The organism is Kitasatospora sp. NPDC030952 (genome assembly GCF_055571335.1).
The window spans coordinates 43,672-60,470 of the sequence record NZ_JBVIFM010000029.1 but is presented as its reverse complement, the minus strand read 5'-3'; the positions used below and the strand labels follow the sequence as shown (position 1 = coordinate 60,470).

Below are 16,799 nucleotides of genomic sequence, written 5' to 3'. Positions count from 1 at the left end.
GGCCTGACGGCAGCACCAACGGGGGAGGAACAGCCATGCCGAGTGCCCGCAGCCACGGGTCGACCGGCCGGCGAGGACGGGCGGCCGACGCGCCACCGGCCCCCGCCCCGGCCCAGACCCATGACACCGGACACCCGAGGGATCGTCAGTTGCGCAACAGCACCCGCCTGGTCACCGCCACCGCCGCCGCCCTGCTCTGCGCGGGCGCCCTGAGCGCCTGCGGCCCGGACAACAGCGGCCAGGACGGCGGCAAGAGCGCCGCCCCGTCGGCGCCCGCCACCGCGGCACCCACCGCGGGCGGCACCAACGCCGACACCGGCACCGGCACCGGCACCGGCACCGGCAAGCCCACCGCCGGCGCCGACAAGGACAAGGGCGTCCCGGCCAAGGCCTGGATGGACACCAAGAGCATCCCGATGGACGAGGCCTACCACTTCGCCCCGCTGGCGGCCAACGCCAAGCCGGTCACCGGGTCGGTCGACTTCAAGGGCATGGAGCTGTGCCACGCCGCGCCCCCCAAGGGCGACGAGTACATGTACACCGACGGCGCGGCGCGCGCCAAGGCCGCGGTCGGCTTCGGCGGGGACCGCTGGACGGCCCAGCAGACCGTGGACGTCTGGGGCGACCCGACCCACAGCAGCGGCAATGCCCAGACCGCCGCCGCACTCAAGCGGGGCCTGGCCGACGCCGTGACGAACTGCGCCAAGACCGCGCCGGGCGCCACGGTGAAGGTGACCAGCGCGAGCGACGCACCGTACTTCGCCGCCACCGTGACGGCCCCGCAGCCCGACGGTTCCACCGCCACCCTGCACGAGTACGTCGTGCTGAGCGGCGGGGCGGTCAGCGAACTGTCCGTCTGGGCGACCACGAAGGGTGGCGCCCAGCCCAAGGACGCCTGGAAGGCGCCCGAGGACAAGTACGTCGCCACCGGCATGACGGCCCCGCTCTGCGAGGCCTTCCCGGGCTGCGGCTGACGCACCCGCGTCGGCCGGCCCACCCGCGTCGGCCGGCCCACCCGCGTCGGCCCGCGCACCCGCGTCGGCCGGCGCACGAACCGCAGCCGGCGCACCAGCCACAGCTGACGTACCAGCCACCGCCGACGCGCGAGCCACGGCTGACACACCCACAGACGGCCGCCAGGCCCGTCCGGCACAGGGGACCGGACGGACCTGGCGGCACCATTTCAGCCGCTCACAGCCCCAGGCGGCTGAGCGCCGTGGTCCAGTCGCTCGCGATCGCACTGCGGGCGGCGTCCAGGGTCACCTTGTGGCCGCACACCGCGTTCTTCAGTCTGGTCTCGACGGAGTCCTTGCTCTGCGCCGGCTCGTTGCCGTAGCGCGGCTCGGGCCACAGGTTGCGCGGGTCGCGCGGCGCGCCGCCGAGCTCCAGCGGGACGAAGTGGTCCTCCTCGTAGTCCGAGAGGTTGGTGTCCGAGTAGCCGTACTGGACGATCTGCTGGGCCTTCAGCGCGTTGGTGTAGCTGGTCGGCGGGCGCACGGTGGCGGTCCAGCCGGAGACGCAGATGGTCTGCCCGATGGTGGCCTGGGTGACCGCCGGGTTGTACGCGCCGGGGGTGCAGGACGGGTCGGGCAGCGGCAGGTTTGCCTGCGAACAACTCGCCGCGAGAGTGCGGGACTTGAGCGGTTCGTGGTTCCCCGCGACGGCGGCCTGCGCGGTGCCTGCGGCGAGGCCGGTGACGGCGAGGGTGGCCGCCGCGGCGACGACGGTGAGACGCTGACGGAGCATCATGGTGGCGCTCTCCTGGGCCGGCCCGGCCGATCGCCGGGCGACTGTGCCCATGACAGCACCGTTAGCTCGACCTTCGTCAGGCCCGGGACGTGAACGAGTGGTGTCCACGCCTCCACACCGGCACGACACGACGGCCGGCGACCGGCGACCGGCGACCAGCGACCAGCGACCAGCGACCGGCGAGGGCCCCCTACTCCACCAGCAGCCGCGCCAGCAGTGCCGCAGGCCCCTCCGGCAGGCTGCCGTGCACCAGCTCCGTGCGGTGCACCAACCGCGGTGCGGCGATCGGCGCGTGGGCGATGCCGGGGGCCCGGGCCACCGCCGGTTCGGGCAGCAGGGTGAGCCCGTGCCCGGTGGCGACCAGGGCGAGCAGCCCGTGCAGGTCGGTGCCCCGGTAGCGGGTGGCGGCCCGGAAGCCGTCGGTGCCGGCGGCGGCGCGCAGCCGGGCGGCGGTCGGGGTGAGGTCGGGGGCGTCGAGCCAGCGCGCGGCCGAGAGGTCGGCGAGGGCGATGCCGGTGCGGCCGGCCAGCGGGTGTCCGACGGGCAGGGCGACGGCGACGGGCCGTTCGTCGACGGCGACGGTGGTCAGCGGGCCGACCTCGGGCAGCGGCAGCGGGTCGCTGGGCGCGGCGAGGCCGTCGATCAGGGCGAGGTCGACCTCGCCGGTGGCGACCTGGGCGGGCAGCACGTCCTGGGCGAGCACCCGGACGACCGGTTCGACCTGCGGGTACACCCGGCGCACTTCGCCGAGTGCGCGCCCCAATGTCGCCCCGACCGCCAGCGGGGTGGCGCCGAGCACCAGTCGGGCGCTCGGTGCGTCAGCGAGGCGCGCGACGTCGGCGCGCGCCGCCTCCAGCCGGACCAGCAGCGGTGCGGCGTGCTCCAGCAGCCGCCGCCCGGCCACCGTCGGCCCGACCGGGCGGCGGACCAGCAGCGCGGTGCCGAGGTCCGCCTCCAGTGCGGCGATCTGCTGGGAGACCGCGGACTGGGTGTAGCCGAGGTCCCGGGCCGCCTCGGAGAAGGAGGCGAGCCGGGCGACGGTGACGAAGGTGCGCAACTGCTGCGGATCCACGGCGGTCATCAACCGATCTGATCGATGGGTAAGAAATCATCGTTGGCGCTGATCTCGGGTGCGGGGTCAGGATAGCCGCATGACCTACCTGACCCCGCGGATCGCCCTGGTCGGCGACCGCTCCCCCGCCGTCCGCTCGCACGCCCGCATCCCCGGCCTGCTCGACTCCCTCGCCGACCGCGACCGGCTCGTCCTGGACGCCTACTGGATCCCCACCGAGGACGCCGGAGCGCCCGGCGCGCTGGACGGCTTCGACGCCGTCTGGCTGCTGCCCGGCAGCCCGTACCGCAGCGAGGCGGGCGCCCTGGCCGCGATCCGGACCGCCCGCGAGCGGGGCATCCCCTTCCTCGGCACCTGCGCCGGGTTCCAGCACGCGGTGCTGGAGTACGCCCGTGACGTCTGCGGCATCACCGACGCCGTCCACGGCGAGGAGGACCCGGACCGCGACCAGCAGGTGATCGTGCCGCTGTCCTGCTCCCTGGTCGGCCACGAGGGCACCGTCGTGATCACCCCCGGCTCCCTGGCCGAGCGGGCCCTCGGCGCCACCCGCACCCTGGAGCGCTACCACTGCAACTACGGCCTCAACGCCGACTACCTGGACCGGCTGCGCGCCCACGGGCTGCACTTCACCGGGGCGGACGAGTCCGGCCAGGTCCGCGTCCTGGAACTGCCGGACCACCCGTTCTTCCTGGCCTCGCTGTTCCAGCCCGAGCTGTCCGGCGACGGCACCCGGGCCCACCCGATGATCCGGTCCCTGGCCGCGGCCGCCGTCGCCCACGCCGCCGAGGGCGAGCCGACGCCCGCCTGAGCGACGACCCCGCCGGGGAGCCGACGCCCGCCTGAGCGACGACCCCACCGGGGAGCCGACGCCCGCCTGAGCGACGACCCCACCGGAGAGCCGACGCCCGCCTGAGCGACGACCCCACCGGGGAGCCGACGCTCACCCGTCACATCGGCAGCGACCGCAGCCGCACCGGCCCCTCCGGCCACCCGGCGCCCTCCACCAGAGGCCGCCACATGGTGCGCAGCGGCATGACCGCGAGCCGCCCCTCCGGCTGTTCGACCGTCACCTCCTCGGCGACCTCCCGGAAGCCGAGCCCCCGGTAGAACGCGGCAAGCGGCGGGCGGCAGAACAGCAGCGCGTACCGGAGGCCGAGCGCGCGCCCGTGGTCCAGGGCGGCTTCGACCACGGCGTGCGCCAGGCCCTCGCCGCGCCGGTCGGCGGCGACGCAGACCCCGCCGACGCCCACCGCCGCCAGGTCGGTGCCGCCGACGGTGAGCGGGATCGGGAGCAGCCCGGTGTGGGCGACGAGCCGGCCGTCGGCGGCCCGGATGCCGAAGTGCACGTCCTTGGAGCGGAAGGTCAGCCCGGTGTAGGCGACGCCGTACGGGTCCTCGCCGGGGCCGAGGATCTGCTCCTGTTCGGCGCGGGTGTAGCGCTCCAAGCGTTCGACGGCCAGCGGTTCAGCGGAGAAACGATCATTCATCACTCCATGCTCCCTTCCCCGCGGACCGGCCTCCGAGTCCCCTCCCGACCACCGGATCGGTCACATGATCCGACCCTACGAAGCCGCCCGCTCCACCAGCTCCGCCCACACCTCGTCGACCCGCGCCACCAGCTCCTCCAGCGACCCGCCGTTGTCGATCACCAGATCGGCGATTGCCAGCCGGTCCGCCCGCGCGGCCTGGGCGGCCATCCGGGCCCGGGCCTCCTCCACGGCCATCCCGCGCAGCCGGACCAGCCGGTCCAGCCGCACCTCGTCGTCCACGTCGACGACCACGACCAGGTCGAACAGCGGCGCCAGCCCGTTCTCGGCGAGCAGCGGCACGTCGTGCACCACCACCGCGTCCGGCGCGGCCGCCGCCTCCAGTTCGGCGGAGCGGGACCGCACCAGCGGGTGGACGATCGCGTTCAGCGCCCGGAGCTTCTCCGGGTCGGCGAACACGATCGCCCCGAGGGCCGGGCGGTCCAGCGCGCCGTCCGCCCGCAGCACCTGCGGGCCGAACTCGGCGACCACGGCGGCCAGGCCGTCCGTCCCGGGGGCGACCACCTCACGGGCGATCAGGTCGGAGTCCACGATCACCGCGCCGCGCGCGGCGAACAGCCGGGACACCTCGCTCTTGCCGGCGCCGATACCGCCCGTCAGTCCGATCTTCAGCATGGCGTCAGGCTACCGGCGCACCACCGCGGGCGTCAGGCCAGGTCCAGGCTCTCGCCCTCGCCCAGTACGGTCAGCTCGGCGGGACTGCCCGGTCCGTCCGGCCCGAGCAGTCGGGTGGCGATCATCTGCCCGATCGGGCTGAGCGTGGCCTCGTGCACCGGCACCGCCACCCGCGGACCCGCCTCCCGGACGTAGTCGACCACTTCACCGGCCTTGCTCCAGGGCGCGGCGAGCGGCAGCAGCAGGGTGTCGACGGCGTGCGGCGGCACGGTGAAGGCGTCACCGGGGTGGAACAGCCGGCCGTCCAGCAGGAAGCCGATGTTCTTCACGCGCGGGATGTCCCGGTGGATCTCCGCGTGCCACTCGCCGTGCACGCTCACCCCGACCCCGCCGATCTCGAAGGCGTCGCCCTCGCCGACCGCGGTGATCCGCTGTCCGAGGCCCTCCAGCTGGCCGGCGACGTCGCCGTTGGTCCACACCCGCAGCGCCGGGTCGGCGTCCAGGGCGGCGCGCAGCCGGGACGGCTCGAAGTGGTCCATGTGCTCGTGGGTGATCAGGACGGCGTCCGCCCCGGCCAGGGCGGCGGGGTCGGTGAAGGCACCGGGGTCGATGACGAGGGTGGTGCCGTCGTGCTCGATGCGTACGCAGGCGTGTCCGAACTTGGTGATTCGCATGGGGAAAACCATACAGCATAGCTGTACAGTTTTGCTGTACATCTTCCGGATAGACTTCTCCCATGACCAGCGACGCCCCGCACCGGGACACCTTGGACCTCGCCGCCGACCTGCGCGCCGCCCTCGGCAGCCTGGTCCGCACCCTGCGCGACAGCGACGACCTGCCGCCCAACCAGGCCGCCGTGCTCGGCCTGCTGGTCCGCGACGAACGCTCCTACACCGTCGCCGAACTCGCCGACCGCCGGCGCGTGCGCCACCAGTCGATGGCCCGCACCGTCGCCCTGATGTCCGAGGCCGGCCTGGTCGCCCAGCAGCCGCACCCCACCGACGGCCGCAAACAGCTGATCGCCGCCACCGAGGCCGGCCGGCTCGCCCTGCTGGATCAGCGCGCCCGCCGCGAGCACCACATCGCGACCGCCATCGAGTCCCGCCTCAGCACCGCCGAACGGGAGCAGCTGCGCGCGAGCGTCGAACTGCTGCAGCGCCTGAGCTGACCCGCCGCTCCAGCGCCCGAACCGACCCACCGCTCCAACGCCCGAACCGACCCACCGCTCCAACGCCCGAACCGGCCCGCCGCTCCAACGCCCGAACCGGCCCGCCGCTACCGCACCTGAGCCGACCCGACCGGCTCCGGCCGCGGCGCCGGGACGGCCGGCCGCCCGAGCTCCGGCAGGTCGACGTGCTCGCTCAGCCCGAACCGCCGGTGCAGCCGCCGCAGCGGGGCCGGCGCCCACCAGTTGAACTCGCCGAACAGGCTCATCGCGGCGGGCACCAGCAGGCAGCGCACCAGGGTGGCGTCCACCGCGACGGCCACGGCCAGCGCGATGCCCATCTGCTTGACCATGAGCATGTCCCCGAGCGCGAAGCCCGCGAAGACGATCACCATCAGCAGCGCCGCCGAGGTGATGATCCGACCGCTGCGCTGGACACCCAGTTCCACCGCCCGGACGCAGCCGTGCCCGCGCTCGTGCAGTTCCTTGATCCGGGAGAGCAGGAACACCTCGTAGTCCATCGACAGCCCGAAGGCGAAGGCGAAGACCAGCACCGGGATGAAGGTCTCCAGCCCGCCGGTCGAGCTGAAGCCGAGCAGCCCGCTCAGCCAGCCGTCCTGGAACACCAGGGTCAGCGCGCCGAGCGAGGCGCCCAGCGAGAGCAGGTTCATCAGCAGCGCCTTGACCGGCATCACCACCGAGCCGGTCATCAGGAACAGCAGCACCAGCGTCCCGGCCGCGACCAGGCCCAGCGCCCACGGCCCGCGGGACATCAGTTCGTCCTGGAAGTCCACCACCGAGGCGGCGCCGCCGGTGACGTAGGTCTTCAGTCCGCCCCGGTCGGCCCGCAGTTCGTCCACCACCTGCTTGGCCGTGGCGCCCTGCGGGTCCCCGTGCACCAGCACGTCCACCGTCGACACCGCGTCGCCGACCGGCGTGACCGCCCGCACCCCGCTCACCCCGGGCAGCTTGGCGACCACCTCGTCCGCGTACGCCTGCGCCACCGGCGCCCCGCCCTCGACCACCACCGTGATCGGCGCGGCCGCGACCTGGGGGAACCGCTGGTCGATCGTCTCGGCGACCTGCCGACCGGCCGAGGAGGCGGGCAGCACGGCGGCGCCGGAGCTGCGCATCTCGGCGTGCAGGAAGGGGGCGCCGGCCGCCAGCAGCAGCCCCACGCAGGCGAGCGTGACCAGCACCGCCCGCTTGCGGACCCGGCGGACGGTCCGGCTGAAGAAGCCCTCGTCCGGGACGGGCGCGGTCGGTGTCCTGATCCGGCCGCCGGCGAAGCCGAGCAGCGCGGGGATCAGGGTGAGGGCGGCGGCGACCGCGATCACCACCACGCTCACCCCGGCCGCGGCGACGGCGCCCAGCACCGGGCTGGTGAAGACGAACAGGCCGGCGAGCGCGACGGCCACGGTCAGTCCGGAGAAGGCGACGGTGCGCCCGGCGGTCGCGGCGGTGCGCTCGACGGCGGCGGCGATGTCCGCGCCGTGGCCCCGTTCCTCGCGGAAACGATTCACCATCAGCAGCGCGTAGTCGATCGAGAGCCCCAGCCCCAGCACGGTGGCGATCGGCAGCACGCTGGTGTCGATGTCCATGATCCGGCTGAAACCGAACATCGCCAGCAGGGCCCCGCCCACCGAGGCCACGGCGCCGATCACCGGCAGGGAGGCCGCGGCGAGGCCGCCGAAGACCAGCACCATGACGACCAGGGTGAGCGGCAGGGTCACCATCTCGCCGAAGCGGGTGTCCTGCTCGGTCTGCTTCTTGACCTCCTGCTGGAGGACGAGGTCCCCGCCGACGGTCACGTGCGCCCCGCCCGCACCGTTCAACGCGGTGAGGCGGTGGACGACCCCGTCGGTCTGGGCGGAGGTCGCGGTGTCGGCCATCCGTACGCTGATCAGGCTCGCCGTCCCGTCGGCGGCCCGCAGCGCGGCCGGGCCGGGCCCGGCGCCGTAGCCGTCCTGCGCGCCGGCCACCCCGGGCAGGGCGGTGATCTCGGCGGTGGCCTTCTGCACGGCGGCGCGCACCGCCGGGTCGTCCACCGGACTGCCGTCCACCACCGCGGTCACGGTGCCCTTGACCGGATCGGCCGCGGTGACCACGGCACTGCCCCGGTCCGCCTCGGCGGTGGCGGAGGAGGCCCCGGCCACCGAGCCCTCGAAGACCCGCCCGCCGATCAGCACCCCGACCACCAGGACGACGGCCCAGAAGCCGAGCACCCAGCGCCGGTGGCGGAAGCAGAACCGGCCGATGGCGGCGAGCCGGCCGCCGACCACAGCGGTGGGGACGGCGGAGGTGGGGTTGACCATGAGGAGCCTTTCGGGCAGTTCCACTCAATGTAGGTGCAACCCGAACTCCGGCCTATAGCAGGGCGATGAGCCCCATCTCACACTTCCCATCACATAAACCACACATAAGTCAAACCGGAAAACGAAGGCCCGTCAGCAGGGGATGGAAACCGCGAACCGGAAACACGAAACGGGCCCCACCCGGACGAATCCGGGTGGGGCCCGTTCCCTAGCTGTCAGCTAGCGGGGGGCGAGAGCCTCAGCTCTGGCCACCGGCCAGCTTCTCGCGCAGGGCGGCCAGGGCCTCGTCGGAGGCCAGGGCGCCCGAGCCCTCGTCGCTGCTGGACGAGTAGGAGCCACCGGCAGCGGCGGCGACGGCGTCGCCACCCTCGGCAGCGGCCTCGGCGTCGGCCTCGCGGCTCTTGATGACCTGGGCCTGGTGCTGCTCGAAGCGGGACTGCGCCTCGGCGTACTGGCGCTCCCACTCCTCACGCTGCTTCTCGAAGCCGGGCAGCCAGTCGTTCGCCTCGGGGTCGAAGCCCTCCGGGTAGATGTAGTTGCCCTGGTCGTCGTACGAGGCGGCCATGCCGTACAGGGTCGGGTCGAACTCGACCTCGGCCGGGTTGGCACCCAGGGCCTCGTTGGCCTGCTTCAGCGACAGGCTGATGCGGCGACGCTCGAGGTCGATGTCGATGACCTTGACGAAGATCTCGTCGCCGACCTGGACGACCTGCTCCGGGATCTCGACGTGGCGCTCGGCCAGCTCGGAGATGTGGACCAGACCCTCGATGCCCTCGTCCACGCGGACGAACGCACCGAACGGAACCAGCTTGGTGACCTTACCCGGAACGACCTGGCCGATCTGGTGGGTACGGGCGAACTGCTGCCACGGGTCCTCCTGGGTCGCCTTCAGCGACAGGGAGACGCGCTCGCGGTCCATGTCAACGTCGAGAACCTCGACGGTGACCTCCTGGCCGACCTCGACAACCTCGGACGGGTGGTCGATGTGCTTCCAGGACAGCTCGGAGACGTGCACCAGGCCGTCGACGCCACCCAGGTCCACGAAGGCACCGAAGTTGACGATCGAGGAGACGACGCCGGAGCGCACCTGACCCTTCTGGAGGGTGGTGAGGAAGGTCTGGCGGACCTCGCTCTGGGTCTGCTCCAGCCAGGCACGGCGGGACAGGACCACGTTGTTGCGGTTCTTGTCCAGCTCGATGATCTTGGCCTCGAGCTCCTTGCCCACGTAGGGCTGGAGGTCGCGGACGCGGCGCATCTCGACCAGCGAGGCCGGCAGGAAGCCACGGAGGCCGATGTCGAGGATGAGACCACCCTTGACGACCTCGATGACGGTACCGGTGACGATGCCGTCCTCTTCCTTGATCTTCTCGATCGTGCCCCAGGCACGCTCGTACTGAGCGCGCTTCTTGGACAGGATGAGACGACCCTCCTTGTCCTCCTTCTGGAGAACCAGGGCCTCGATGTTGTCACCGACGGCGACGACCTCGTGCGGGTCAACGTCGTGCTTGATCGAGAGCTCGCGGGACGGGATGACGCCCTCGGTCTTGTAACCGATGTCGAGGAGGACCTCGTCACGGTCGACCTTCACGATGACGCCCTCGACGATGTCGCCATCGTTGAAGTACTTGATGGTCTCGTCGATGGCGGCGAGGAAGGCCTCCGCGTCGCCGATGTCGTTGACCGCGACCTGCGGGGTGGTGCTGAGGGAGGAGTCGGTGGGGCTCGTCATTAGGAAAAGGGCTCCGGTACGGACATGAAGTCGTAGGTAATGCCACGCGGAGGGCCCGTATCGCTCCCACCGAAAGCCGGACAGCCAAGAACACGGCGCACCGGGATCCCGTCGAAAACGAGGAATCCGGCGTCCGTCTTGCGACCGTGGGGTCTTCGACAGATGCGAGCGCGACCTGCTCCGTCCGAGGCGCGCAGGCCCGCAGCGCAACTTGTAGCATACGGGGACGGCCAGGCACGGTCAACGCCAGAAGAGGCAAGACGGTGGAGCCCGGTACGGATCAGGCCATATCCTCCGATTGCGCACCTCGCGGTGGCGCTCGCAGGGGCCCTTCTCCCCGGATGCCACCGCCAGGACCCGACCCTGAACGAGTCGGTTCGCGGCAGCGGCGCTTCCGCAGTTCCATACCCTACGCGATGGGCATTGTCACCGTGGCCACCACCCCCCAGTCCTCCCTTCACGATCTTGACACCTCCCCGGCAGGGACCGGTGAGTTCGAGGAGGTCGAGGAGTCCGAGGAGGAGGACGGCGACGACGCGGTACGGCGCGAGGCCGGCGTCGGGGAGAGCAGCCGGGCCAGCCGGCACTGGTGGGACCGCAACGCCGACGAGTACCAGGACGAGCACGGCGAGTTCCTCGGCGACGACCGCTTCACCTGGTGCCCCGAGGGCCTGGACGAGGCCGACGCCCACCTCCTCGGCGAGGTCGCGGGCAAGGACGTGCTGGAGATCGGCGCCGGCGCCGCCCAGTGCTCCCGCTGGCTCGCCGCCCAGGGCGCCCGCCCGGTCGCCCTGGACATCTCCTACCGCCAGCTCCAGCACTCCCGCCGGATCGACCTCGGCCGGGGCGTCGAGCCCGTCGCGGTGGTCCAGGCCGACGCCGCCGTCCTGCCCTTCGCCGACGGCTCCTTCGACCTCGCCTGCTCCGCCTACGGCGCCGTCCCGTTCAGCGCCGACACCGAGCGGCTGATGCGCGAGGTGCACCGGGTGCTGCGGCCGGGCGGGCGCTGGGTGTTCTCGGTCACCCACCCGATCCGCTGGGCCTTCCCCGACGAGCCCGGCGTCGAGGGCCTCACCGCGATGTCCTCGTACTTCGACCGCACCCCGTACGTCGAGCAGGACGAGAACGGCCACGCCACCTACGTCGAGCACCACCGCACCGTGGGCGACCGGGTCCGCGAACTCGTCGCCGCCGGCTTCCGGTTGGTCGACCTGGTCGAGCCCGAGTGGCCGGCCGGGCTGGAGCAGGAGTGGGGCGGCTGGTCCCCGCTGCGCGGGCGGCTGATCCCCGGCACCGCGATCTTCGTCGCCGAGCGGGGCTGACGCCTTGCATCCGTCGTGGCGCGAACTGCCCGTCCGCACCGCCCTGCCCGCGCTGCACGAGGCCCTGGACGGGGTCGGCACGGCCGTCCTGGCCGCCCCGCCCGGGACCGGCAAGACGACGCTGGTGCCGCTCGCGCTCGCCGGGCTGCTCGCTGACGGCCGGCCGGTACGGCGGGTGCTGGTCGCCGAGCCCCGGCGGCTCGCCGTCCGGGCCGCCGCCCGGCGGATGGCCTGGCTGCTCGGCTCGTCGGTGGGCCGCGAGGTCGGGTACACCGTGCGCGGAGAGCGTCACGTCGGGCCGCAGACCGTCGTCGAGGTGGTCACCACCGGGGTGCTGCTGCAACGGCTCCAGCGCGACCAGGAGTTGCCCGGCGTCGACGTGGTCGTCCTGGACGAGTGCCACGAACGGCACCTGGACGCCGACACCGCCCTCGCCTTCCTGCTGGACGTCCGGGCGGCGCTGCGGCCCGAACTGCGGCTGGTCTGCGCCTCGGCCACCTCCGACACCGCGGCCTGGGCCGAACTCCTCGGCGGCGCACCGGTGGTGGCGGCGCACGGGACGTCCCACCCGGTGGACGTGGTCTGGGCGCCGCCGCCGCGCGCCGTCCGGCCCGCGCACGGGACGCGGGTCGACCCGGCGCTGCTCGACCACGTCGCTTCCGTCATCCGGCGGGCGCTGGGCGAGCGGGACGGGGACGTGCTCTGCTTCCTGCCCGGCGTCGGCGAGATCTCCCGGGTGGCCGGACAGTTGGCGGGGGTCGGCGCCGAGGTGCTGCAACTGCACGGGCGCGCCCCGCAGACGGTGCAGGACGCCGCCCTCACGCCGTCCACGGCGCGGCGGGTGGTCCTCTCCACCGCCGTCGCCGAGTCCTCCCTCACCGTGCCCGGGGTACGGATCGTGGTCGACGCCGGGCTCGCCCGCGAACCGCGCACCGACCACGCCCGGGGACTGGCCGGGCTGGTCACCGTACGGGCCTCGCTCGCCGCCGCCCGGCAGCGCGCGGGGCGTGCCGGGCGCGAGGCCCCCGGCGCGGTGTACCGCTGCTGGCACGAGGCCGAGGACGCGCGCGCGGCCCGGTTCCCGACGCCCGAGATCGCCCTCGCCGACCTCACCTCGTTCGCCCTCCAGGCCGCCTGCTGGGGCGACCCGGACGCCACCGGGCTCGCCCTGCCCGACGCCCCGCCCTCCGGGGCGATGGCCGCCGCCCGGCAGACGCTCCAGGCGCTGGGTGCGGTGGATGCGGACGGTCGGGCGACGCAGCGCGGGGTCCGGCTCGCCCGCACCGGGCTGCACCCCCGGCTGGGCCGGGCCCTGGTCGACGGCGCGGCGGCGGTCGGCGCGCGGCGAGCGGCCGAGGTCGTCGCGCTGCTCTCCGAGGAGCCGCCGCGCGCCCTCGGGGACGACCTCGGTGCGGTCTGGCGGACGGTGAAGGACTCCCGGGACCCGTACGCGGGGCGCTGGCGCGACGAAGTCCGCCGGTTGCGGCGCGGCACCTCCGACGAACCCGCCACCCAGCTGTCCGACGCCACGGCCGCCGGGCTGGTCGTCGCCCTCGCCTTCCCGGAGCGCATCGCCCGGGCGAGGGTGGAGCGGCCCGCCCCCGGGGAGCGCAGCCCGTACCTGATGTCCTCCGGCACGGCCGCCGAACTCGCCCCGGACACCCGGCTCGGCGCCCTGCCGTGGCTCGCCGTCGCGGTCGCCGACCGCCCGGCGGGGTCGCACTCGGCCCGGATCCTGCACGCCGCGGCCCTGGATGAGTCCACGGCCCGGCTGGCGGGAGCACCCCTTCTCGCAAGCCGCGAGGAAGTCCACTGGGACACCCGCCGCGACGAGGTCACCGCCCGCCGGGTGGAGTCCCTCGGCGCCATCGAACTCGCCGAGAAGCCGCTCAACCGCCCCGACCCGGCGCTGGTCCGGGGCGCGCTGCTGGAAGGCCTCGCCCGCGAAGGCGTCAGTACGTTGCTGACGTTCCCCTCGGGCCTGCGCGAACGCCTCGCGTTCCTCCATGGCGCGATCGGCGAGCCGTGGCCCGACGTCTCCGACGAAGCGTTGCTGGAGCGTGCCGAGGAGTGGCTGGAGCCCGAGTTGTCCCGCGCCCGCCGCCGCGCCGACCTGGCGAGGATCGACACCACGTCGGCGCTGCAACGCCTGCTGCCGTGGGCCACCGGCGAGGCGGGCAGACTGGACGAGTTGGCCCCCGAGCGCATCACCGTTCCGTCCGGCTCGAAGATACGAGTCGACTACGCGAGTGAACGCCCGGTGCTGGCGGTGAAGTTGCAAGAACTCTTCGGCTGGACGGCGGCGCCCGCGCTGGCCGGCGGCCGTGTCCCGCTGACCATCCACCTACTGTCGCCCGCAGGCCGCCCCGCCGCCGTCACCGGCGACCTGGAGAGCTTCTGGCGCGACGGCTACCGAGCCGTCCGCGCCGAGTTGAGAGGTCGCTACCCCCGCCACCCGTGGCCCGAGGACCCGACGACGGCAGAGCCCACCCGTCGCCTCAACTCCCGGAAATAGCTACTCCGGAAAGTCACCGGCCTGGACGGACGAGAGGAAGGACGTCCAGGCCGAGGCCGGGAAGACGAGGACCGGGCCACGGGGGTCCTTGGAGTCACGTACGGGGACGAGGCCGGGGAATCCGGGGGCCACCTCGATGCAGTTGTCGGCGTTGCTGCCGCTGTAGCTGCTCTTTCGCCACACGGCCTTGGCGAGCTCGTTGCTCATCATCCCTGAACCCCTCCAGCGCCTCGGCGATCAGCCGAAGCGAGTCGCTCTCTGACAGGCACTCACCACGGAGCTGGTCGAAACGATGGTGATGCCTGGCCACCCTGACAGGATCCTCGATGAGATCCCCACGATCGAGGGCCTCCGAGTAGACCAAGTTCTGCCCATCCGGCAGCTCCAGCAACACCATAGTCGTGTTGATGGTGAACCGCCGATTCGAGAACGGCGCCACCTGAATGACGATGTTCGGGAGCTGCGCCACCCTCAACAGGTGCTCCATCTGGACGCTCATCACGTCAGGCCCGCCGATGACCGTACGGATGGCGCTCTCATCGAGTACAACGATCAGCAGTGGCCCATCGGGTGCCAGAAAGCGGCTCTGTCGACCGAGTCGGGTTTTGAGCAACCCTTCGATCTCCTCCGGATTGCCGGCCGCATCGCCACTGGAGAATAGTGCTCGCGCGTATTGCCGACACTGCAACAGACCTGCCACCACGCCTTGCTGGTAGGTACGCACCGCACTGGCGGCAGCCTCCAGGTCCACGTGCCTCCAGAACCAGTCCGGATACTCGACCGACGCATTCCAGTCGACCCGCCCGTACAACCGCTTCAGCAAGTCGCCCGTACCGTACAGGCGGTCGAGCTCCTCGACCTCCTCGATCGGCGGCCTTCTCTTCCCACTCTCGGTCCGCGAAACCACAGTCCGATCGCAGTGGAGGAGCTTGCCCACGTCTTCCTGGCTGTAGCCCGCCGAATCCCGGGCGAAGCGGATCTCCTCGCCGAACATGATCGCGGAGCTGACGGTCGCCCCCCGCCTGGTCTTTCCCTGTGCCATGACTGCCCCCAGTTGTGCACCGCGCGTACCGCACGCCCATTTGGCGTCACCGTACCTCCGCAACCCCGATGATTGACACCGGAACGCAATCATTCGCGTGCACAGCGTGATTGCGCACTACCTCCGCGCTCCCCATTCCGCCCCCTCCGAGGTACCGCCATGCTCTCCCCCCGCGCGTTCGCCGCCCGGCTCGACTCCTGTATCGAATCCACCCCCCTCGCACGGCACTTGCTCCGCGCCTACCTCGCCGCACTCCCCGCCGGCGACCGCTACCGCGACATCGCCGAACTCCTCCTCGGCGAACTCTTCGCCAACGCCGTCCAGCACAGCGACGCCCCCACCGACCGCCTCATCGAAATCCGCTTCGCCTGCACCAACAACCTCCTCCGGCTCGAAGTCCACGACGCCGGTGGCGGACGCCCCAACCTCCGCACGCCCACCACCACCGACGAACACGGCCGAGGCCTCTTCCTCGTCAACGAACTCGCCGAACGCTGGGGCTGCTGCCCCCGGGCCGGCGGCATCGGCAAGTTCGTCTGGGCCCTCGTCACCCCCGCCCCCGCCCTCGCCTGAAAGCCCGCACCCCGATGCAGCCTCCCCTCCGCACCCTCGCCCGCCGCACCCTCGACCGAGGCCACACCCCGGCCGAGACCTACGCGGTGCTCGCCCGCCACGGCCACCAGCCCCTGCCCGCCGCCCGCGCCGTCTGCCTCGCCCTCGACATCCCCCTCGCCGAGGCCGCCCGCCGACTCAACGACTGCTACGACGCCCTCCTCGCCGGCCCCCGTCCGGGCGCCGAAGCCGACACCGGCGAACTCCTCGAAGCCCTCGGGGTGTTCGACATCCCCAAGACCCTGACCGCCACCGACCTGGCCGTCATCGACCTCTTCCTCACCGCCATCGACGCCATGGGCGGCATCCGCGCCGGTCACCAGCACGGCCTGGGGCGCTGGTTCACCACCGGCAACCTCACCGCCGCCTACCTCTCCCTCGCCGCCGCCCAACCGCTCCCCACCACCGGCGACCCGGCCCGGTACTGGCCCACCCTCGTCACCGCCGGCGAGCTCCTCCTCACCCTCCCCACCCCCGACCCCCGCCTCAAGCCCGCCCTCACCCACTGCCGCACCCGAGCCACCCCCGCAACCCGCCCCTGAACACAGGAAGTCGGCCCGTCCGACTTCCTGTGCCCACCCGCCGCTACGCAGCCAGGGCTCATCGGCCGTAGGACGGGCCGCCCACGCCGAGGTCGAGCCGCGCCTGCGCGTGGTAGGCGTTGAGCAACTCCACCAGAACCGGGCCGTTCGACTCCCCGGCGTACTCGCGGGCTGCGATCTCGGACTCCCACAGCGCGGCGTTGACCGCCTTCGCCGCCTCCACCGCACCGGGGCTCGCCAGCAGGACGAGCGTTTCGAAGAGCGCCGACCGCTGGATCTCGGCCCGCTCCATCGTGGCCAGCAGCTCAGCCCTCGCCGTCGACCCCTCCTCGGCGTCCAAGGCCCGCTTGGCGACCGTGGCGATCTCCTTGACGGAGGTCGCGTACTGCACATAGGTGTCGAGCTTCCGCTCGTCCCACCGCGTGACCATGAGGCGTCGGTGCTTGGTCCGCTCGGCCCACCCGGTGGCCATGAAGGAGGTGAGCGCGCCCAACAGGACGCCTGCCAGCGTGACGATCTGAGTAATCACCCCCCAGAACCTATCGACCCCCCCGCCCCGCAGAAGAGCACCGGA

17 protein-coding genes are annotated in these 16,799 nt (G+C 72.8%); 7 read left to right on the top strand and 10 right to left on the bottom strand.

The window, feature by feature from the left end; genetic code table 11:
* The first annotated feature begins 149 nt into the window (after positions 1–149).
* Positions 150–974 (top strand): hypothetical protein, encoded by an 825-nt coding sequence (locus ACZ47G_RS34590; RefSeq protein WP_465749623.1) that lies wholly within the window; start codon positions 150–152, stop codon positions 972–974.
* A gap of 217 nt (positions 975–1,191) precedes the next feature.
* Here ACZ47G_RS34590 and ACZ47G_RS34585 read toward each other — a convergent pair whose 3' ends face one another.
* Both ACZ47G_RS34585 and ACZ47G_RS34580 read right to left on the bottom strand, forming a co-directional pair.
* Positions 1,192–1,749, bottom strand: a complete 558-nt coding sequence (locus ACZ47G_RS34585; RefSeq protein WP_465749621.1) for a hypothetical protein — start codon at positions 1,747–1,749, stop codon at positions 1,192–1,194.
* Positions 1,750–1,939: 190 nt separating this feature from the next.
* The gene (locus ACZ47G_RS34580; RefSeq protein ID WP_465749619.1) at positions 1,940–2,830 is read right to left on the bottom strand and encodes a LysR family transcriptional regulator; all 891 of its coding nucleotides are present in this window, start codon (positions 2,828–2,830) and stop codon (positions 1,940–1,942) included.
* Between the two features lie 70 nt (positions 2,831–2,900).
* On the opposite strand from ACZ47G_RS34580, the gene ACZ47G_RS34575 reads away from it, so the two are divergent.
* Positions 2,901–3,629, top strand: a complete 729-nt coding sequence (locus ACZ47G_RS34575; RefSeq protein WP_465749617.1) for a CTP synthase C-terminal region-related (seleno)protein — start codon at positions 2,901–2,903, stop codon at positions 3,627–3,629.
* A gap of 139 nt (positions 3,630–3,768) precedes the next feature.
* Here the strand turns inward: ACZ47G_RS34575 and ACZ47G_RS34570 are convergent, their stop codons facing one another.
* The 3 genes from ACZ47G_RS34570 to ACZ47G_RS34560 form a co-directional block, all read right to left on the bottom strand.
* The gene (locus ACZ47G_RS34570; RefSeq protein WP_465749615.1) at positions 3,769–4,308 is read right to left on the bottom strand and encodes a GNAT family N-acetyltransferase; all 540 of its coding nucleotides are present in this window, start codon (positions 4,306–4,308) and stop codon (positions 3,769–3,771) included.
* Positions 4,309–4,383: 75 nt separating this feature from the next.
* Positions 4,384–4,983: a dephospho-CoA kinase gene (gene coaE, locus ACZ47G_RS34565; protein WP_465749613.1), complete on the bottom strand. Its 600-nt coding sequence runs from the start codon at positions 4,981–4,983 to the stop codon at positions 4,384–4,386.
* A 32-nt stretch (positions 4,984–5,015) separates the two neighbouring features.
* Positions 5,016–5,657, bottom strand: a complete 642-nt coding sequence (locus tag ACZ47G_RS34560) for an MBL fold metallo-hydrolase (RefSeq protein WP_465749611.1) — start codon at positions 5,655–5,657, stop codon at positions 5,016–5,018.
* Positions 5,658–5,719: 62 nt separating this feature from the next.
* Here ACZ47G_RS34560 and ACZ47G_RS34555 point away from each other — a divergent pair, with 62 nt between their 5' ends.
* A complete protein-coding gene (locus tag ACZ47G_RS34555; protein WP_380451807.1) occupies positions 5,720–6,151 on the top strand; it encodes a MarR family winged helix-turn-helix transcriptional regulator in 432 nt (143 codons plus the stop codon).
* Positions 6,152–6,258: 107 nt separating this feature from the next.
* Here the strand turns inward: ACZ47G_RS34555 and ACZ47G_RS34550 are convergent, their stop codons facing one another.
* Positions 6,259–8,463 carry an MMPL family transporter gene (locus ACZ47G_RS34550; RefSeq protein ID WP_465749608.1) on the bottom strand — a complete coding sequence of 735 codons (2,205 nt, stop codon included), beginning with the start codon at positions 8,461–8,463 and terminating at the stop codon, positions 6,259–6,261.
* A 238-nt stretch (positions 8,464–8,701) separates the two neighbouring features.
* Complete coding sequence (gene rpsA / locus ACZ47G_RS34545) at positions 8,702–10,192, bottom strand: 30S ribosomal protein S1 (RefSeq protein ID WP_153460312.1); 1,491 nt, start codon at positions 10,190–10,192, stop codon at positions 8,702–8,704.
* Between the two features lie 416 nt (positions 10,193–10,608).
* Between rpsA and ACZ47G_RS34540 the strand changes: the two genes are divergently transcribed.
* On the top strand, positions 10,609–11,514 hold the full coding sequence (locus tag ACZ47G_RS34540; protein ID WP_465749606.1) for a class I SAM-dependent methyltransferase: 906 nt from the start codon (positions 10,609–10,611) through the stop codon (positions 11,512–11,514).
* A gap of 4 nt (positions 11,515–11,518) precedes the next feature.
* A complete protein-coding gene (hrpB, locus tag ACZ47G_RS34535; RefSeq protein WP_465749604.1) occupies positions 11,519–14,029 on the top strand; it encodes an ATP-dependent helicase HrpB in 2,511 nt (836 codons plus the stop codon).
* On the opposite strand, the gene ACZ47G_RS34530 is transcribed toward hrpB, so the two are convergent.
* Complete coding sequence (locus ACZ47G_RS34530) at positions 14,030–14,161, bottom strand: DUF397 domain-containing protein (protein WP_465749602.1); 132 nt, start codon at positions 14,159–14,161, stop codon at positions 14,030–14,032.
* Positions 14,124–15,071, bottom strand: a complete 948-nt coding sequence (locus ACZ47G_RS34525) for a helix-turn-helix domain-containing protein (RefSeq protein ID WP_465749600.1) — start codon at positions 15,069–15,071, stop codon at positions 14,124–14,126. Before ACZ47G_RS34525 ends, ACZ47G_RS34530 begins: the two co-directional genes overlap by 38 nt.
* Before the next feature lie 159 nt (positions 15,072–15,230).
* Between ACZ47G_RS34525 and ACZ47G_RS34520 the strand changes: the two genes are divergently transcribed.
* Both ACZ47G_RS34520 and ACZ47G_RS34515 read left to right on the top strand, forming a co-directional pair.
* Positions 15,231–15,644, top strand: coding sequence for an ATP-binding protein (locus ACZ47G_RS34520; protein ID WP_465749598.1), 414 nt, complete (start codon positions 15,231–15,233; stop codon positions 15,642–15,644).
* Between the two features lie 14 nt (positions 15,645–15,658).
* Complete coding sequence (locus ACZ47G_RS34515) at positions 15,659–16,225, top strand: hypothetical protein (protein ID WP_465749596.1); 567 nt, start codon at positions 15,659–15,661, stop codon at positions 16,223–16,225.
* Between the two features lie 58 nt (positions 16,226–16,283).
* On the opposite strand, the gene ACZ47G_RS34510 is transcribed toward ACZ47G_RS34515, so the two are convergent.
* Positions 16,284–16,754, bottom strand: a complete 471-nt coding sequence (locus tag ACZ47G_RS34510; RefSeq protein ID WP_465749594.1) for a hypothetical protein — start codon at positions 16,752–16,754, stop codon at positions 16,284–16,286.
* Between the last annotated feature and the right edge of the window lie 45 nt (positions 16,755–16,799).